This is a genomic window from Collinsella aerofaciens (assembly GCF_015555045.1).
Classification (GTDB): domain Bacteria; phylum Actinomycetota; class Coriobacteriia; order Coriobacteriales; family Coriobacteriaceae; genus Collinsella; species Collinsella aerofaciens_W.
In genome coordinates, this window is record NZ_JADNJQ010000008.1 from 48,223 (window position 1) to 64,594 (window position 16,372).

Genomic DNA, 16,372 nt, shown 5'->3' on the forward strand with positions numbered 1-16,372 from the left:
AAGCGGACATGGCTCAGTTGGTAGAGCACAACCTTGCCAAGGTTGGGGTCGCGGGTTCGAGCCCCGTTGTCCGCTCCATTTGGGCGTTTAGCTCAGGGGGAGAGCGCTTCCCTGACACGGAAGAGGTCAGAAGTTCAAATCTTCTAACGCCCACCAAATGTTCGCAGTCCAGAGGCTATGTCTCTGGACTGTTTTGTTTTTGACGCCAATTGCGCCAGCAAATATGCCAGCATATTTCATGTCAGCGCTCCTTCGCGTTGCCCCACAAGAATCATTTGAGATGATTCTGGATTTCTCTTTATACCTATCAAGATCCGTGTTTCGATCAATGGGATGCGCAGGCATGGTAAGAGGCGACCGCAACATGTTGGTCAAGCATAATCTTTTGGAATCTTTTGGCGTGAGCGGCTTGGTTTTGGTAGGATTTGTCAGCGACTTGACCAAGGGGGTTTTATAACTGCCATGCAGGTAGCCGTGTTGGTAACGTTTTATCGGCCCTCCAGGAACCTCTCATTTTTAATGCGTCTGTAAATTGACCAATTGCTTTGACCTGCTGAAACACTATATGTTGTGTTTGGCCTAAAAAAAGAATACAGGATATAGATGCGTCTTTGTCGTATGATAGATGGCGGACAGAGAACGAAGACCTTGTTCGTCCCATTTGGACACGCCTTTGAGCCGCTTGATCGGCCGCGAGGATTGTCCGCATGAGGACCTATGGTTTATCGAGGACACAGATTGCGCGACGGCGCCGCAAGACGGGGGCAAGCCCTGCCGGGCATCGTTTGGCTCTGAAACGCAATGAGACTACGACGTGAAAGAGGCAAGAGGATGAAGATCATCAAGCGCAGCGGCACCGAGGTTGTCTTTGACATCGATAAGATTGTCAATGCGATTCGCGCCGCCAACTTGGAGGTCGAGGAGGGCTCTCGTCTTACCGACCGCCAGGTGGTTTATGCGGCGCAAAACGTCGCCGAGGCATGCGAGAACGCGGGCCACACCGTGTCGGTCGAGGAGATCCAGGATCTGGTCGAGGACGAGATTATGCGTCTCGACTGCTACGAGGTCGCTCGCCACTACATCATCTATCGCTATGTTCAGAGCCTGAAGCGCCAGAAGAACACGACTGACGACAAAATTCTGTCGCTCATCGAGTGCAACAACGAAGAGGTCAAGCAGGAGAACTCCAATAAGAACCCGACCGTCAACTCCGTTCAGCGTGATTACATGGCCGGCGAGATCTCCAAGGACCTGACTCAGCGTGTGCTGCTGCCCCAGGAGATTGTGGATGCTCACAATGAGGGTCTGATTCACTTCCACGATTCGGACTACTTTGCCCAGCACATGCATAACTGCGACCTGGTGAACCTGGAGGATATGCTCCAGAACGGCACTGTTATCTCGGGTACGCTGATCGAAAAGCCGCACAGCTTCTCGACGGCCTGCAACATCGCGACGCAGATTATCGCCCAGGTTGCTTCCTCCCAGTACGGTGGCCAGTCGATTTCGCTGACTCATCTCGCACCGTTCGTCGAGGTGAGCCGTCAGAAGATTCGCGGCGAGGTCGCCCGCGAGCTCGAGGAGCTCGGCGTTTCCGCGTCTGCCGAGAAGGTCCGTGAGGTCGTTGAGGACCGTCTGCGTGACGAGATCCGTCGCGGCGTCCAGACGATTCAGTATCAGGTCGTGACGCTTATGACCACGAATGGCCAGGCGCCGTTCGTGACGGTCTTTATGTATCTTAACGAGGCCCGTACGCCTCAGGAGAAGCACGACCTTGCCATGATCGTGGAGGAGACGCTTCGCCAGCGCTACGAGGGCGTTAAGAACGAGGCCGGCGTGTGGATTACCCCGGCATTCCCCAAGCTTATCTATGTACTCGAGGACGATAACGTTCACGAGAATTCCCCGTACTTCTACCTGACCCAGCTGGCTGCCAAGTGCACCGCCAAGCGCATGGTGCCCGACTACATCTCTGAGAAGAAGATGCGTGAGCTCAAGCTGTCTAAGGGTGAGACCGCCGGCAATGGCGATTGCTACACCTGCATGGGTTGCCGCAGCTTCCTGACGCCCGACCGTTCGGGCAACGGCTTTAACAATGTTGCCAACGCGCTGAACTATGACCCGACCAAACCTAAGTACTATGGCCGCTTTAACCAGGGTGTTGTGACCATCAACCTGCCCGATGTCGCACTGAGCTCGCATCAGGACATGGACAAGTTCTGGAAGATCTTCGACGAGCGCCTTGAGCTGTGCCATCGTGCCCTGCTGTGCCGTCATGAGCGCCTGATGGGCACGCTTTCGGATGCCGCACCGATTCTGTGGCAGTACGGCGCCCTGGCGCGCCTTAAGAAGGGCGAGACGATCGACAAACTGCTCGTGGGCGGCTATTCCACCATCAGCCTGGGGTATGCCGGTCTGTATGAGTGCGTCAAGTACATGACGGGCCACAGCCACACCGAGAAGGAAGGCACGCCGTTTGCCATGGCCGTCATGCAGCACATGAACGACAAATGCGCCGAGTGGAAGGCCGAAAGCGACATCGATTTCTCGCTGTACGGCACGCCGTTGGAGTCGACGACGTATAAGTTCGCCAAGTGCCTGCAGCGCCGTTTTGGCATTATTCCGGGCGTGACGGACAAGGGCTATATCACCAACAGCTACCACGTCCACGTGTCCGAGGAGATCGATGCCTTCGATAAGCTTAAGTTTGAGGGCATGTTCCAGCAGCTTTCGCCGGGCGGTGCCATCTCCTACGTCGAGGTTCCTAACATGCAGGACAACCTTAAGGCTGTCATTCGCGTGATGCAGTACATCTACGACAACATCATGTACGCCGAGCTCAACACCAAGAGCGATTACTGCCAGGTGTGCGGCTACGACGGCGAGATCAAGATTGTCGAGGATGATGGCAAACTGGTGTGGGAGTGCCCCAACTGCGGCAACCGCGATCAGGAGAAGATGAACGTCGCCCGTCGTACGTGTGGCTACATTGGTACCCAGTTCTGGAACCAGGGCCGAACCGAGGAGATCCGCGACCGCGTGCTGCATCTCTAATAACCATCCCAAGCTGCCCCGTAGCGAGGCCCCGGACCTTTACTCGCTATTTCGGACAGTCCTGGCTCACGACGGAGGCGCCACTGGCGCCTCCTGTTCGTGCGGAACTCATATCGAGCAAAGGTCCGGGGCCTCGCTACGGGGCAGCCAAGTTGACGTAGTTGAGATGCAGCATGCGGTCTGCTCACTCCTCGAAGTTCTTAGCGGAAATGAGTTGACTTGCAACAACGTTTTGCTTGCGATGACGGTTGAGCTGCAACAAAGTTTTTATTAGACCTCGAACCCTATACTCGATGTTCGCTTTGTTCATCGAGTATCGCTCGCGAGGGGTCTGGAGCATATCGTCCCGCCCGCAGTTTCGCAGGCCGAAGGCCGAGAATGTTTGAGGACGGGATGATGTGCTCCAGACCCCCAGAAAGGTTACCTATGAACTACGCGAACATTAAGTATTTCGACATTGCTGATGGGGAAGGTGTTCGTACTTCTCTGTTTGTGAGTGGGTGCCGTCGTGGGTGCAAGAATTGCTTTAACTCCGTCGCGTGGGACTTTGCCGCGGGTGAACCGTTCGACCGTGCCGTCGAGGACAAGATTATCGAGAGTCTCGACCATCCCTTTATTGATGGCCTGACGATTCTGGGCGGCGAGCCCATGGAGCCCGAGAATCAAGCAGGTCTCGTTGACTTTATCGAACGCGTGCGTGCGGCCTATCCTGTGGAGTCGGGGAAGACCATTTGGTGCTTTACTGGTGACGTGCTCGAGGAACTTATGCCGGGCGGTTGTCACCATACCGAGGTGACGGATCGTATCCTTGCCTGCCTCGACATGCTAGTGGACGGCCCGTTTGTTCAAGACTTGCACGATATCTCGTTGCGTTTTAGGGGTTCGAGTAATCAGCGCGTGATCGACATGAACGCCACGCGCGCTCGTGCTGCGCGTGAGGGCGTTGCGCCTTGCGATACTGTGGAGCTTTGGCGAGACGATCCGGTCTATTCGACCCATACTATGTAGCTTGTGGCCGATGCCGGGGGGCGTGGTACCATAGCGCGAGCGCAAAATCGGAAGAGTGAGGTCCAGATGGTCGATCAGGAAAAAGTTGAGACCGCCATAAAGCTGTTGCTTGAGGGCATAGGCGAGGACCCAACTCGTGAGGGCTTGCTGGAGACGCCGGCACGCGTCGCCCGTATGTATGGCGAGATTGCCGGTGGCATGGATCAGAGCGCCGAGGAGCACCTGTCCAAAACCTTTGCCGTCGCTTCGAACGATTTGGTTATCGAGCGCGACATCACGTTTTACTCGCTGTGCGAGCACCATCTGCTGCCGTTTTATGGCAAGGCTGCGATCGGCTATATCCCTAACGGTCGCGTGGCGGGTTTGTCTAAGCTTGCCCGCACGGTTGAGGTCTATGCCCGTCGACTGCAGCTGCAGGAGCAGCTGTGTGCACAGGTTGCCGATGCCCTCATGGAATATCTTGCTCCCCAAGGAGCGATCGTACTCATGGAAGCCGAGCATATGTGCATGACCATGCGCGGCGTGCAAAAGCCCGGTACCAAGACCGTGACGCTCGCTCGCCGCGGCGTCTTTGAGACCGATCCCGCGCTCGAGGAGCGGTTCTTTAGGATGCTGGGCCGTTAGCATGAGGGTCGTCAACGACTTTACATCGAAGACCGATGAGGGGACGCCACGTCGCGGCTTTTTGGCTTCGGGCCTGACTCCCTTTGGCGCCATGCCTCGCATTGATTACATTTGTGCCAACGGGCTGTTTCGGCGGCACCTGGGCAACATTGCACAGTTGGAATCGGGGCGCATCTTTTGCCGCCACGGTATTGACCATCTGCTGGATGTCGCGCGCATTATGTGGATTAAGAATCTCGAGGAACAGCTTGAATTTGACCGCGAGGTCATCTACGCCACGGCACTTCTTCACGATATCGGCAAAGATGAACAGTATGAATCGGGTATATCTCATGATGTTGCAAGCGAGCGCGTCGCTGATGCGATTCTCGGCGGCATGCCCGATGACGTGGCGTTTGAGCCGGCAGATGCCGCAGCCATTAAGACGGCCATTCTGGGCCATCGAAAGCTGCGCGTGAACAGCCAGCCGCTTGAGCGTCTGCTCTATGCAGCCGACAAAGCGTCTCGCGCCTGCTTTGCGTGCCCCGCGCGCAATGCTTGCAACTGGAGCGATGATAAAAAGAACCTGTCGATTCGCGTGTAGTCGGTATGCGCGGTCGGGGTTCTGACGAAGGAGACGATCGCGATGACTAACAAAAAGCTACCTGAGAATGCAACCAAGACCGAAGGTGCCGAGCTTGCCCGTCGTGGCAGGGGTGAGATTTCCGCTGCAACGGCGGTGCCTCATGTGAGCTATGACGACCTGCGCCATGCCGACCGCATTACTATCGACGGTCTCGAGGTCTTTGCCAACCACGGCGTGTATCCCGAGGAGAACGCCCTGGGGCAGAAGTTTGTCGTGTCCTTGGTGCTCTATGCCGACCTGCGTGCGGCAGGGGAGCACGATAACCTGGATGCCTCGATTGATTACGGCTCGGTGTGCCACGATGTCGATGGCTACCTGCGCGAGCATACATTTAAGCTCATCGAGGCCGCAGCCGAGGGTGTGGCCCAGATGCTGCTACGTCGTTACCCCTTGCTGCTTGGCGTGCGTGTTAAGCTCGATAAGCCTTGGGCGCCCGTCGGTCTTCCCCTGGCAAGCTGCGGTGTCGAGATCGAGCGTGTGCGCTAGCCGACGCTAGAGCTCGTTGGCGGGCGGTTTTTTGAGCCGCTGCGACAGAACCCTATTGTTGGGGCAGTACATGTCGAGCAGGGCGTGGAACCGCTGATTGTGGCTTGGCTCGAACAAGTGGACGAGCTCGTGGGCGACAACCATGTCAAGGCACTCGATGGGGTAGGCGGCAAGTTCGCGTGCGATGCGAATGGCGCCGGTTTTGGGCGTGCACGAGCCCCAGCGCGTTTTCATGCCGCGTACGGAAACGCGGGAAACGGCGACACCCATTGCGATTTCGTATGCGTGCACAATATCGCGTAGCGCCGATGTGACCTCGGACGTATAAAGCTGGTCGATGTGGGCTTGGAGTTCATCGGACGTTAGACCGTCGAGGATTGCATGCCGCTGGGCCTGTGGGCGTTCGTTCGATTTGTCGGCACCCATAAAACTTGCGAAGGTGGCCTGTTTGGGTCGCGGTGCGGGTGATGCAAAGTTGTGATCGAGCGCATCCTGTACCGTGATGGGCTTGCCCCAAAGTGCAATGATGGACGAGGGACTGAGCGGCTCTCGCGCCGTCGCCTGACGTTGCTCACGCTGGGCAAGTCGGCTGATAATCCAGGCGCTGTTGCGCTTCACAAACGCTTCGATACGCTCGCGGCTGGCGCCGAGCGGTGCGCTGGCGTGGGCCTCACCGCTCGATGTGACGCGTAGGTTGAAGTTCTTGACGCGCTTTTTGGTAACGACGACGGGGATGGGCGTCCCATCCGGTCGGGGTAGGAAAATCGTAAACTGCTGCGTCAAAAGCGGTCCTTCAGATTGGGGACGGGCCGGCATGTCGACCGTTCGGCATGCCGGCCCGCTCAAGGGATGTGAAATTAATAACGCTCGAAGAAGGCAAGCGCGTTGTCGCTGCAGAGCTTTTGCATCACGGTCTTGCCAAAGTGCTTGGAGAGCATGTTCTGGAATTCGGGCATCTTGCTGGCATCGGAAAGGAAGACAGGCACCGTGGCGCCGTCCCAGTCGCCGCCGAGCGCGATGTTGTCCTCGCCGCCCAGGTCGAGCCAATGTTCGATATGTGCCGCCAGCTGGTCGAAGGTGACATCTGCGGCGGTCTCGTCGGTTGCTTCGTTGGATAGGAACTCGCTGCAGTAGTTGAGGCCGACGATGCCGCCCATGTCGCGAATGGTGCGGAACTGGTCGTCGGTGAGGTTGCGCTTGACGCCGCAAACCGCACGGGAGTTGGAGTGGCTGGCGACGAAGGGGCGAGTGGCGTGGGCGACAACCTCGTCAAAGCACTCGTCGTTGAGGTGGGAGACGTCGAGTACCATGCCGGCGTGCTCCATCTGCGTAAGTGCCTCGATGCCGGCGGCGGTGAGGCCGGCGTGGGTATCGTGTCCACTCGCGAGCGGTCCCTGCGCGTTCCAGCTGAGCGATGACATGAGTACGCCCAGGCTCTTGAGCACCTCGATCAGCGCGGGGTCCTCGGCAAAGAACGTGGCGTTTTCGATGGTGTGGATGCAGGCGATCTTGCCGTCTTTGAGCGCGGGGCGAATGTCTGCGGCTCTGCGCACGTTGACCATGCGGTCGTGATTGAGCATGGCCTGGCCACTCATATGCGCCATGATCTGCGCCTGGAAGCGCGCTGCGTGGGCGGCGGGAATCTCGTCGGGGACAAACGTGGCGAAGCATTGTGCCCACGGAGTTTTGCCGATCTTTGCGAGCGAGATGGCGCAGGCGTTGCCCTCGATGAGGTCGAAATCCTGCGGGTGCGTCTCGTCGCCGGGGAAATAGCCGTCGGTGCCCGCGGTAAAGCGCAGGTCAAGATCGAGTGTGGCCCAGCCGATGCGGTCGGCGGTGTCGCAGTGCAAGTCAAATACGGGATATGCCATGGTTCCTCCGGTTGCAGCGTTTCTTTGCAAACTGCCTTTGAATTGTATGACTAGGGTATAGTTAGCGCCATATGTTCATGGCGGCTCGCGTTGTGTGCCGCCCTTATTACGGAGGTTACCATGTCCAACCAGGGCAAGAAGGTTAAGACCCATTATCGTGGCACGCTCGACGACGGCACGCAGTTCGATAGCTCTTACGATCGCGGCGAGCCGCTGGAGTTCACCTGCGGTGCCGGTCAGATGATCAAGGGCTTCGACGCTGCCGTTATTGATATGCAGGTCGGCGAGAAGAAGTCTGTACACATTCCTGCTGCCGATGCCTACGGTGAGCACAATCCCGAGATGGTTATTACCTTTCCGGCCGAGCAGGTTCCCAACATCGAGCAGATCGAGAAGGGCATGAAGCTCTTTCTGTCCACGCCGAGCGGCATGCCTGTCCCTGCCGTTGTCATCGACGTGACGCCCGAGGCCGTGACGCTCGACGCCAATCACGAGCTCGCCGGCAAGGATCTCAACTTTGATATCGAGCTCGTCGAGGTCGAGGACTAGTTGATGTCCGTGAACCTGGTAGCTACGGAGCGCTTGGGAAATCTCAACGACCCGTCCTATGAACTCCTGCTTCGTCGGGAGATGGGTGGTATCTTTGAGGTTGACGAGCTGCTACTCGATTGGGACCAGGCTGATGCGCGCCTGTTTGTGGGTGTGACGGAGCTGGGGCGCACGGTGAATGCCCGGCTGGATGCCACTGATGGCGAGCGTCTTGCCGATGGCGACGTGCTCGTCATTGACCGCTCGGGCATGGTGCCCGTGGCGGTTGTCGTGCGCCTGCGCAGCGCCGAAGTCTATTTGGTCGAAGTCGACCGCATGGATCCGATTGCGCTTGCGCATGCGTGCTGGGAGATCGGCAACATGCATGCGCCGCTCTTCCGGGGAGACTCGGACGAGCATACCGTGCGTATGTATACGCCGGTGCAACCGGTTTTGGGTCGTATGCTCCGGGGTATCGGGGGCGTTCGGCTCTCGGTGGTCACACGCGAGCTCGATGCCAGTCGACGCTTTGCATCGAGCGCGGCGGATGTCGTTGTGAGTATGGCTCCAGACTTTACGATCGTAAAGAAGGCGCGCGGTTAGCGTGCGTATGCGTAAGACGGACTTTGAGGGGCAACTATTCAAAGTCCGTCTTGCTGTTGATGAGATGCTTTGGGGGGAACATATGGGTCTTGAGGGAATCAAGCTGATCGCCTGCGATTTAGATGGCACGTTGCTGCATCCGGGGGAGCGCGAGCCACGCCCCGAGGCATTTGAGCTCATTGATGAGCTGCATCGTCGCGGCATTGTGTTTATGCCGGCGAGTGGCCGTCAATATGCGAGCTTGCGCTACCTGTTTGCCCCGGTGGCCGATGAGCTCGCCTATGTGTGCGAAAACGGCGCCCTGGTCATGAGCGAGGGGCGTGCCGTCGTCAAGCGCTCTATGGGGCGTGACCTGGCGATGGATATCGCGAATGCCGTGGTCGCCTACCCCCATGCCGACGTGACCCTTTCCTGCGAGGGGCACCTCTACACCATAAGCGGCAACGATGCGTTCATCGACCATTTGCGTTACGAGGTCCATTGCGATGTGGCGGTGGTCGACCGTCCCGAGGACATTGACGAGGATGTCATTAAGATTGCGTTTCAAACGCCCGAGACGGAGCAGCCGGCAGCGCTGGAGTATTTTGTGCGTCGCTTTAGCGACCGGGTCGATGTGATGACGTCGGGAACCGAATGGACCGACTTTATCGGCTTTGATTCGGGCAAGGGGTCCGCGCTTGCCGATTATGGTCGCGCGCTGGGGATCTCACCTAACGAAATGATGGCGTTTGGCGATAACGAAAACGACCGCGACATGCTCAACGTGGTGGGCCATCCCTATCTGATGGAGAGCTGCAATCCCTCTATGCGCGGCATCAACGACCGCGTCCGTTACGTGCGCACGGTCGAAGAAGAATTGCGTCGCCTGCTTGCCGAGTAGGCATGTCCCAAAATCTACCTACAGTTGGGGCAGAGACCCTCGAAGATGGTGTGGTGCGAGGTGACGTTCCAGCCGATTTGCTCGGACGCCTTTGCGTCGAGCTGGGCGTCAAAGGGGAGCGGCACATCGATGACGCGGCTGCACGAGGTGCAGATGATATGCGCATGCGGCTCGATGGTGCGATCGAAGCGGCTGCCGCCCGGCGTCTTGATCGAGAGAATCTCCCCGGCATCGGCCAAGAGATTGAGATTGCGGTAGACCGTGCCGCGGCTGATTTTGTCGTCCCGTTCGCGCACGGCGTTGTAGATCTCATCGGCGGTGGGATGGTTGCAGCTTTGGCGCACGGCATCAAGAACTAGCTTCCGCTGCTTAGTGTTTCTTCTTTGCACGGCCATGCGCCTCGCCTCTTTTCTGCCAATGTAGGTAGGTAAATGATACCGTATTTAGCACACAATACTAATAACGTGGGTTGAAACCATCTTCGCCGGTAAGCGCGGCGCGGGTTTGTGCGTCCTCGAGGCGAAAACGTATGCCCATTCGCTCATAGGAGGCATGGAGCGCTTCGAGGTGAGACAGGATATTCGCGGGCGCGCCTTGTACCTCCATTTCGACCGAACCGTCTTCCATATTGCGTACCCAACCGGTGAGCGCGTACGTCTGTGCGAGATTGGTGTTGGTAAATCGAAAGCCGACGCCCTGGACTTGGCCCTCCCACCGCAGAAAATAGCGCTGGGGAGCGTTTTGGGTGGCTGCGTCGCTTGCTAGCACAGTAAGCCTGCGTCGCAGCTCGAGTTCAACGCCAGACGGTTTTTGAGGCTCTCGATTGATGCCGGAGAAGAACTTGTCAAAAAAGCCCATCGCTAGGCCTGCTTGACTGAATCGGCGGGGAAGGTAATGCCGGCTTGCTGGCGCACGGCATCCATGATGCGCAGCGAGACGAGCGTGACATCGCGGTAGTGGCCGAGTTCGTGGCGTCCCGCCGGGGTCTCCCAGATTTCTTCCTCAACGTTATCGATGCCGCCGATGGCGGTGATAAAGTCTGTGAGTTCGTATTCCATAGTGTTGCTAGATTTGGGCAGGTCGAGCGCGCGGCCGTTGTCGCCCTGTTCGCGCGGTGCCTCGGTCGCCGAGCCGCGTACGACGTCGCCGCGGTAGTCGATGCGTACGTTGCGGGGCGTGGACAGATGATCAATCTGGATGGTGCCACGCTCGCCTTCGATCTGCGAGGGCAGCAGGTCATTCGTAATTTTGGAGTGTGCGAGCTCGACGGAGATACGGCCACCGCCATAGCTGGCGAGAATGGAACCGCAACCGTCGATGGGGCCATGGGTGAGCTCTTGCGTTGAGGGGTCGAGCAGCGTGGTCATGCTGGTGAGACCAGAGGGCATGCCGAAAATCTCGACCATGGGCTCGACGGCGTAGACGCCAATGTCCATGAGGGAGCCCGAGGCCATGTGGCAGTCGAAGATATTGGTGGCGCGCCCCGCGAGGATTTCGTTGTAGCGTGAGGAATACTTGCCAAAGCGCAGCGAGGCGCGGCGAATGGGCGCAATTTCGCCCAGAGCGTCCTCAATGGCGTGGAAAGCGGGATCGTGAAGCGGGCGCATGGCCTCGAGCGCCACGACGCCAGCTGCCTCGGCAGCCCGGAAGACCTCGAGCGCTTGCGCCTCGGTGGCGCAGAAGGGCTTTTCGACGATAACGTGCTTACCGCCGGCGATGCAGGCGAGCGCCTGCTCGTGATGGAGTGCGTTGGGGCTGCCGATGTAGACGGCATCGACGTCGTCGGCGGACGCGAGCTCGTCGAGTGCGGTGAAGTTGCGTTCGCCGCCGTGCTTAGCGGTGAAGGCGGCGCCGCGATCTGCATCGCGCGAGAGCGTACCCACAAACGCGGCTTGGTCGTTGGCGTTGACGACCTGGATAAAGTCGTCGGTAATCATGGATGTGCCGATGGTTGCGATGCGCAGCATGTATCCCCCTCGTGCCGTTCGGTTTACAGGATGAGTGTAGCGCGAGGGGGCAAGAAATGGCGTGCGAAAACGCCGTTACAGGTCGCTCTCGTTAAAGCCGGTGTCGATATCGAGATTGGCTCCGTCGGCCGCGGTGGTGGCGAGCTCGTCGCAGCGCTCATTGAGCTCGTGGCCGGCATGCCCCTTAACCCAGATGAACTCCACCTTATGCTTACTCTTTGCGGCAAGCAGGCGCTCCCATAGGTCGCGGTTCTTGACGGGCTGCTTGTTGGCGGTTTTCCATCCGCGCTTTTTCCAGCCGTCGATCCAGTGCTTGTTAAAGGCGTTGACGACGTACTGCGAATCGGAATGGACTTCGACCACGCAGGGGCGGTTGAGTGCCTCGAGCGCCACGATGACCGCCATGAGCTCCATGCGGTTGTTGGTGGTCTTGGCGTAGCCGCGCGAAAGCTCGGAGGTGAAGGTCTTGCCGGCGGGGTTGGTGTATTTGAGCACGGCGCCGTAGCCGCCGCGTCCCGGATTTGATCGGGCCGAGCCGTCGGTATAGATGATGACCTTCACATGGTTCCTTTCGTTGGGTACGTTTCGTGTGAGTGAACATTGTAGCGCCATGCCCGCCGGGGGCTAGCAATCTACGATTTCTACCCCGTCTTCTGACAGTTGGTCGGCATGGATGATGCGGTTGAGTTCGTCGAGGTATTGCTGCAAGAAGGGAGAGGGCTTGCGCTCGTCGTGCATGATATAGCCTACGTGCATCGTTGGGGCGTCTGCTAACGGGATCGATGCCATGCCCCATTGCATTTCATTGGAGAGGACACCGGTCGACAGGGTGTAACCGTTCGACGTGATAAGTAAGTTAGTGAGCGTTCCGCGGTCCGAGATTCGTATGTTGCGGTCGCAAGGGATATAGCTAAAAGGTTCCTCGGCGTAATAGAAGGAGTTTGAGGTCCCCTGCTCAAAGCTGTATCGCGTATAGGGCGTGAGGTCGGCAAGGGACAGCTTAGGGCGGCGTGCGAGCGGGTGGCGTTCGCTGACGAATACGTGGACTTTCGCATCAAAGAGGGGGTGAAAGCCCGCTCGGGCGTCGGCGAAGGCCTTCTGCAGGACGCGGGCGTTAAAGTCATCCAGATACAGAATGCCGATATCGCTGCGAAATGCGCGGACGTCGTCGATGATTTGCGAGGTGGTGGTCTCGCGCATGATGAACTCGAACTTGCTGTCGCGGCAGCGCTCGACGACGTTGACAAAGGCCTCGACCGAAAACGCGTAGTGTTGGGCCGAGATGGCAAGGCGCGCCTGGGGTGTACCGCCGTCCTCGTAGCGGGCCTCGAGCATATCTGCCTGCTCCACGACCTGGCGCGCATAGCCTAAAAGCTCGGTACCGTCGTTGGTGAGCGTGACGCCGCGGCTGGAGCGCGTAAAGATTTCCAGATGGAGCTCCTGCTCGAGGCTTTTGACGGCGTTGGAGATATTGGACTGTGCGGTATAGAGGCGCTGGGCTGCGGCGTTGATCGAACCGGACTCTGCCACGGCGATCAAAAAGCGAAGCTGCTGGAGGGTCATCGGCGCCCGTCCTTTCGATAGTTATCTATAAAACAGATAACAAGTTAGCGCTTTTAAGTGATTGACCGACGGAAACAATGCTCGTACTATTCAAAACACACAAAGGCGGTAGGTAATTAAGCCAACCACGGAACCGGGATGCGAAAGGAGGCCTGCATATGAATTGCTTACCAAGACGAATGCCGGGCTCCTGTTTGCGCCCGTCGGCGTGATCAGGAGACAGCGACTTACTTCTCTCTTTTTATTTACTTTTGTTCGATCAAGGAGATCATCATGAGCCAGTTCATCAACAACCCCGAGCACACCTTTGGTTTCGATACCCTGCAGCTGCACGTTGGCCAGGAGAGTGCCGATCCTGCATCCGACTCCCGTGCCGTGCCTATCTACCAGACCACGAGCTATGTGTTCCGCAACTCCCAGCACGCCGCCGACCGCTTTGGTCTTGCCGACGCCGGAAACATCTACGGCCGTCTGACCAACTCCACCCAGGGCGTCTTCGAGGATCGTATCGCCGCGCTCGAGGGTGGCGTGGCAGGTCTAGCCGTCGCCTCCGGTGCTGCTGCCATCACCTATACCCTGCAGGCCCTTGCCCAGGCCGGTGACCATGTGGTTGCCCAGAAGACTATCTACGGTGGCTCCTACAACTTGCTGGAGCATACGCTCTCCCAGTTTGGCGTCGAGACCACCTTCGTCGATGCCCATAACCTGGAAGAGGTCGAGGGGGCCATCAAGGACAACACCACGGTCATCTATCTCGAGACGCTCGGCAACCCCAACTCCGACATCCCCAATATCGACGCCATCTCCGAGATCGCCAAGAAGCACGGTTTACTGGTTGTCGTCGACAACACCTTCGGCACCCCGTATCTGTTCCGTCCGCTGGAGCATGGTGCCAACATCGTCGTCCACTCCGCAACCAAGTTCATCGGCGGCCACGGCACCTCGCTGGGCGGTGTGATCGTCGACGGCGGTAACTTCGATTGGAAGGCGAGCGGCAAGTATGCGCAGATCGCCGAGCCCAACCCCTCCTACCATGGCGTCTCGTTTGCCGAGGCTGCCGGTCCCGCCGCCTTCGCAACCTATGTCCGCGCCATCCTGCTGCGTGACGAGGGCGCCTGCATCAGCCCGTTCAACGCCTGGGTTCTGCTCCAGGGCACCGAGACTCTGTCGCTGCGCGTTGACCGTCATGTCGAGAACACCAAGAAGGTCGTTGAGTTCCTGGCTGGTGACAGCCATGTTGCCAAGGTGAATCACCCGAGCCTGCCTGAGCACCCCGATCACGAGCTCTATCAGAAGTACTTCCCCAACGGCGGTGCCTCGATCTTTACCTTTGAGATTAAGGGTGGCCAGGAGGCAGCTTGGAAGTTCATTGATCATCTGCAGGTGTTCTCGCTGCTCGCCAACGTGGCCGACGTCAAGTCGCTCGTCGTGCACCCGGCTACCACCACGCACTCCCAGCTGTCTGCCGAGGAGCTCGCCGAGCAGAACATCACGCCCTCAACGATCCGTCTTTCCATCGGTACCGAGAACGCCGAGGATATCATTTGGGACCTGAAGCAGGCCTTCGCCGCGCTGGACGAGTAAAGCGACTTGTGCAAGGACCCCTTGCGACTCGATAGGTATAACTGCATAAAATGCCTGCTCAAGGCGCCTGTGCGAACAATAGTTGCACAGGCGCCTTTTTTGCATAGAAAGGGCGCAAAAAACAGGGTTTTTGACACGCTTTATGCATTCGAGTTGTGGAAAACTCCTGTTGAGAGGATGTGAGTTTTACGCAATTGACGTGCGCCTTTTGAGTAAAACCGCAGGTCGCGATTTGCTCGGGGTACTATGCAGCGCGATCGAATCACACGCAGCTCAAACGCAGCAAAAACGCACTACGGAGGTTTCCAGCTACATGAGGATCGATTCACGAAAACCGAAGGCCGCCGCCCTTTCTGCCACGCTGGCCGTGGCGCTTTTGGTGGGTGCCGGCGTAACCGAGGCCCATGCGGCGACGCTGTCCGACGCGGTTGGATCCACGCCCTCCGAGGCCACGTTGATGCAGCCCGTCGATTATCGCGGCGACGGGTTTGGCTCCATGCAGGAGTGGAACGCCTCCATGGGGGCCAAGCGCGACTCTTTGGAAGTTCGCGCTCAAATTATCATGAACATGTATGGCGACTATGTCACCGATGACGAGCGTGCTGTGCTTCAAGAGTGCATTGACGGCGCGGGCAGCCTTTTGACGATGGAGGAGGTCGACGCCAAGTCGGCCGAGCTCGATGAACTGCGCACGACGCTCGAGGACGCCAAGCGCGAGGCGCTCGAGGCTGCGGCCGCCGAGGCAGAAGCCGCCGAGGCCGCCCAGGCTTCGTACTACAACGCCGGCTACAGCTCGTCTTACGTTGCCGCCGCTTACTATGCGAATGGTTCGGGACTGACGCGTTCCGCCGGCGTCAATAACTATAACGGTCGTCGTGAGACCTATTACAGCAGCAACGTACTCTACCATCACCGCACGGGTGAGTGGACGCAGGATTCCGAGGGTTTCTGGCGCGATTCTGATGGTTACTACGTCGTGGCCGCAGGCGATAAGGCCCAGGGCTCCACGTTTACCGGTTCCAAGGGCGAGTGCAAGGTCTATGACTCCGGCTGCGCAGCCGGAACCACCGACTACTATACCGGTTGGTAATCTGCCATAAGCCAATAGGGCATGACGGGCGGGCGTCTTTACCGAGCCTTTGGGCAACGTAAAGGCGTCCGTTTTTTGTGCGTGCTTGAGTTAACAGAGCGCTTACCGTGGCAGTACGCCGCGCATATGGGCGCAAGGCACACTAGTTCATGAGAATTAAGGTCTTTCTCTTGGAGGAAGTGGTCTTGTGAACGCTCGAGATATCGCCGTTGCCGCCGTCGCATTGGTGCTTGGCTGCCTTGGTCCTACGGCCGCGCTCGTTGCGGGCATGCAGGGGTCATGCGGGGCTGCTCCAATCGTGGTTGGCGTGCTGATCGCGGCGGCGCTGCTGGGAAGCGCCGGCGTGGTGCTTTGCCGCGATGACGAGGGCGAGGTTCCGGAATCGCAACGCTAACTGTTGTGAGGTTGGCCGCCGGTCATAGACGAAGATGAAAGCCGCCGCAGGGGAAAGGTTCCCTTGCGGCGGCTTTGCTGCTAAGGCTGTTGAAT

General features: G+C 58.3%; 18 protein-coding genes and 2 tRNA genes. 13 read left to right on the forward strand and 7 right to left on the reverse strand.

Annotated features, from left to right (window positions below):
• The first annotated feature begins 2 nt into the window (after positions 1–2).
• From I2E45_RS04325 to folB, 7 genes are all read left to right on the forward strand, one after another.
• Positions 3–78, forward strand: a tRNA-Gly gene (locus I2E45_RS04325).
• Between the two features lie 3 nt (positions 79–81).
• Positions 82–156 (forward strand) — tRNA-Val (locus tag I2E45_RS04330).
• A gap of 675 nt (positions 157–831) precedes the next feature.
• Positions 832–3,054, forward strand: coding sequence for an anaerobic ribonucleoside-triphosphate reductase (nrdD, locus tag I2E45_RS04335; protein ID WP_195444474.1), 2,223 nt, complete (start codon positions 832–834; stop codon positions 3,052–3,054).
• 426 nt (positions 3,055–3,480) lie between these two features.
• The gene (gene nrdG / locus I2E45_RS04340; protein ID WP_195444477.1) at positions 3,481–4,062 is read left to right on the forward strand and encodes an anaerobic ribonucleoside-triphosphate reductase activating protein; all 582 of its coding nucleotides are present in this window, start codon (positions 3,481–3,483) and stop codon (positions 4,060–4,062) included.
• Between the two features lie 66 nt (positions 4,063–4,128).
• Positions 4,129–4,686, forward strand: coding sequence for a GTP cyclohydrolase I FolE (folE, locus tag I2E45_RS04345; RefSeq protein ID WP_117766073.1), 558 nt, complete (start codon positions 4,129–4,131; stop codon positions 4,684–4,686).
• Between the two features lies 1 nt (position 4,687).
• On the forward strand, positions 4,688–5,269 hold the full coding sequence (locus tag I2E45_RS04350) for an HD domain-containing protein (protein WP_195444479.1): 582 nt from the start codon (positions 4,688–4,690) through the stop codon (positions 5,267–5,269).
• 42 nt (positions 5,270–5,311) lie between these two features.
• The gene (gene folB, locus I2E45_RS04355; RefSeq protein WP_006234406.1) at positions 5,312–5,797 is read left to right on the forward strand and encodes a dihydroneopterin aldolase; all 486 of its coding nucleotides are present in this window, start codon (positions 5,312–5,314) and stop codon (positions 5,795–5,797) included.
• 6 nt (positions 5,798–5,803) lie between these two features.
• Here the strand turns inward: folB and I2E45_RS04360 are convergent, their stop codons facing one another.
• Both I2E45_RS04360 and I2E45_RS04365 read right to left on the reverse strand, forming a co-directional pair.
• Positions 5,804–6,580 carry a M48 family metallopeptidase gene (locus tag I2E45_RS04360; protein ID WP_195444481.1) on the reverse strand — a complete coding sequence of 259 codons (777 nt, stop codon included), beginning with the start codon at positions 6,578–6,580 and terminating at the stop codon, positions 5,804–5,806.
• A gap of 74 nt (positions 6,581–6,654) precedes the next feature.
• Positions 6,655–7,668: a dipeptidase gene (locus tag I2E45_RS04365; RefSeq protein ID WP_195444482.1), complete on the reverse strand. Its 1,014-nt coding sequence runs from the start codon at positions 7,666–7,668 to the stop codon at positions 6,655–6,657.
• A gap of 120 nt (positions 7,669–7,788) precedes the next feature.
• Here I2E45_RS04365 and I2E45_RS04370 point away from each other — a divergent pair, with 120 nt between their 5' ends.
• The 3 genes from I2E45_RS04370 to I2E45_RS04380 all read left to right on the forward strand — a co-directional run bounded on the left by I2E45_RS04370 (position 7,789) and on the right by I2E45_RS04380 (position 9,679).
• Positions 7,789–8,217, forward strand: coding sequence for an FKBP-type peptidyl-prolyl cis-trans isomerase (locus I2E45_RS04370; protein ID WP_195444484.1), 429 nt, complete (start codon positions 7,789–7,791; stop codon positions 8,215–8,217).
• A gap of 3 nt (positions 8,218–8,220) precedes the next feature.
• Positions 8,221–8,799: an urease accessory protein UreE gene (locus tag I2E45_RS04375; protein WP_195444486.1), complete on the forward strand. Its 579-nt coding sequence runs from the start codon at positions 8,221–8,223 to the stop codon at positions 8,797–8,799.
• A gap of 82 nt (positions 8,800–8,881) precedes the next feature.
• Positions 8,882–9,679: an HAD-IIB family hydrolase gene (locus I2E45_RS04380; RefSeq protein WP_195444488.1), complete on the forward strand. Its 798-nt coding sequence runs from the start codon at positions 8,882–8,884 to the stop codon at positions 9,677–9,679.
• A gap of 14 nt (positions 9,680–9,693) precedes the next feature.
• Here I2E45_RS04380 and I2E45_RS04385 read toward each other — a convergent pair whose 3' ends face one another.
• The 5 genes from I2E45_RS04385 to I2E45_RS04405 all read right to left on the reverse strand — a co-directional run bounded on the left by I2E45_RS04385 (position 9,694) and on the right by I2E45_RS04405 (position 13,209).
• Positions 9,694–10,074 carry a Fur family transcriptional regulator gene (locus I2E45_RS04385; RefSeq protein WP_195444490.1) on the reverse strand — a complete coding sequence of 127 codons (381 nt, stop codon included), beginning with the start codon at positions 10,072–10,074 and terminating at the stop codon, positions 9,694–9,696.
• A 61-nt stretch (positions 10,075–10,135) separates the two neighbouring features.
• On the reverse strand, positions 10,136–10,537 hold the full coding sequence (locus I2E45_RS04390) for an acylphosphatase (RefSeq protein WP_195444492.1): 402 nt from the start codon (positions 10,535–10,537) through the stop codon (positions 10,136–10,138).
• Between the two features lie 2 nt (positions 10,538–10,539).
• Positions 10,540–11,646 (reverse strand): Gfo/Idh/MocA family protein, encoded by a 1,107-nt coding sequence (locus I2E45_RS04395; protein WP_195444493.1) that lies wholly within the window; start codon positions 11,644–11,646, stop codon positions 10,540–10,542.
• Between the two features lie 75 nt (positions 11,647–11,721).
• Complete coding sequence (rnhA, locus tag I2E45_RS04400) at positions 11,722–12,258, reverse strand: ribonuclease HI (RefSeq protein WP_229058822.1); 537 nt, start codon at positions 12,256–12,258, stop codon at positions 11,722–11,724.
• A gap of 12 nt (positions 12,259–12,270) precedes the next feature.
• A complete protein-coding gene (locus I2E45_RS04405) occupies positions 12,271–13,209 on the reverse strand; it encodes a LysR family transcriptional regulator (protein ID WP_195444495.1) in 939 nt (312 codons plus the stop codon).
• Positions 13,210–13,482: 273 nt separating this feature from the next.
• Between I2E45_RS04405 and I2E45_RS04410 the strand changes: the two genes are divergently transcribed.
• The 3 genes from I2E45_RS04410 (at position 13,483) to I2E45_RS04420 (ending at position 16,277) form a co-directional block, all read left to right on the forward strand.
• The gene (locus tag I2E45_RS04410) at positions 13,483–14,793 is read left to right on the forward strand and encodes an O-acetylhomoserine aminocarboxypropyltransferase/cysteine synthase family protein (protein WP_195444496.1); all 1,311 of its coding nucleotides are present in this window, start codon (positions 13,483–13,485) and stop codon (positions 14,791–14,793) included.
• 313 nt (positions 14,794–15,106) lie between these two features.
• Positions 15,107–15,883, forward strand: coding sequence for a hypothetical protein (locus tag I2E45_RS04415; RefSeq protein WP_195444497.1), 777 nt, complete (start codon positions 15,107–15,109; stop codon positions 15,881–15,883).
• A gap of 187 nt (positions 15,884–16,070) precedes the next feature.
• Complete coding sequence (locus tag I2E45_RS04420; protein WP_195444498.1) at positions 16,071–16,277, forward strand: hypothetical protein; 207 nt, start codon at positions 16,071–16,073, stop codon at positions 16,275–16,277.
• The last annotated feature ends 95 nt before the right edge of the window (positions 16,278–16,372 follow it).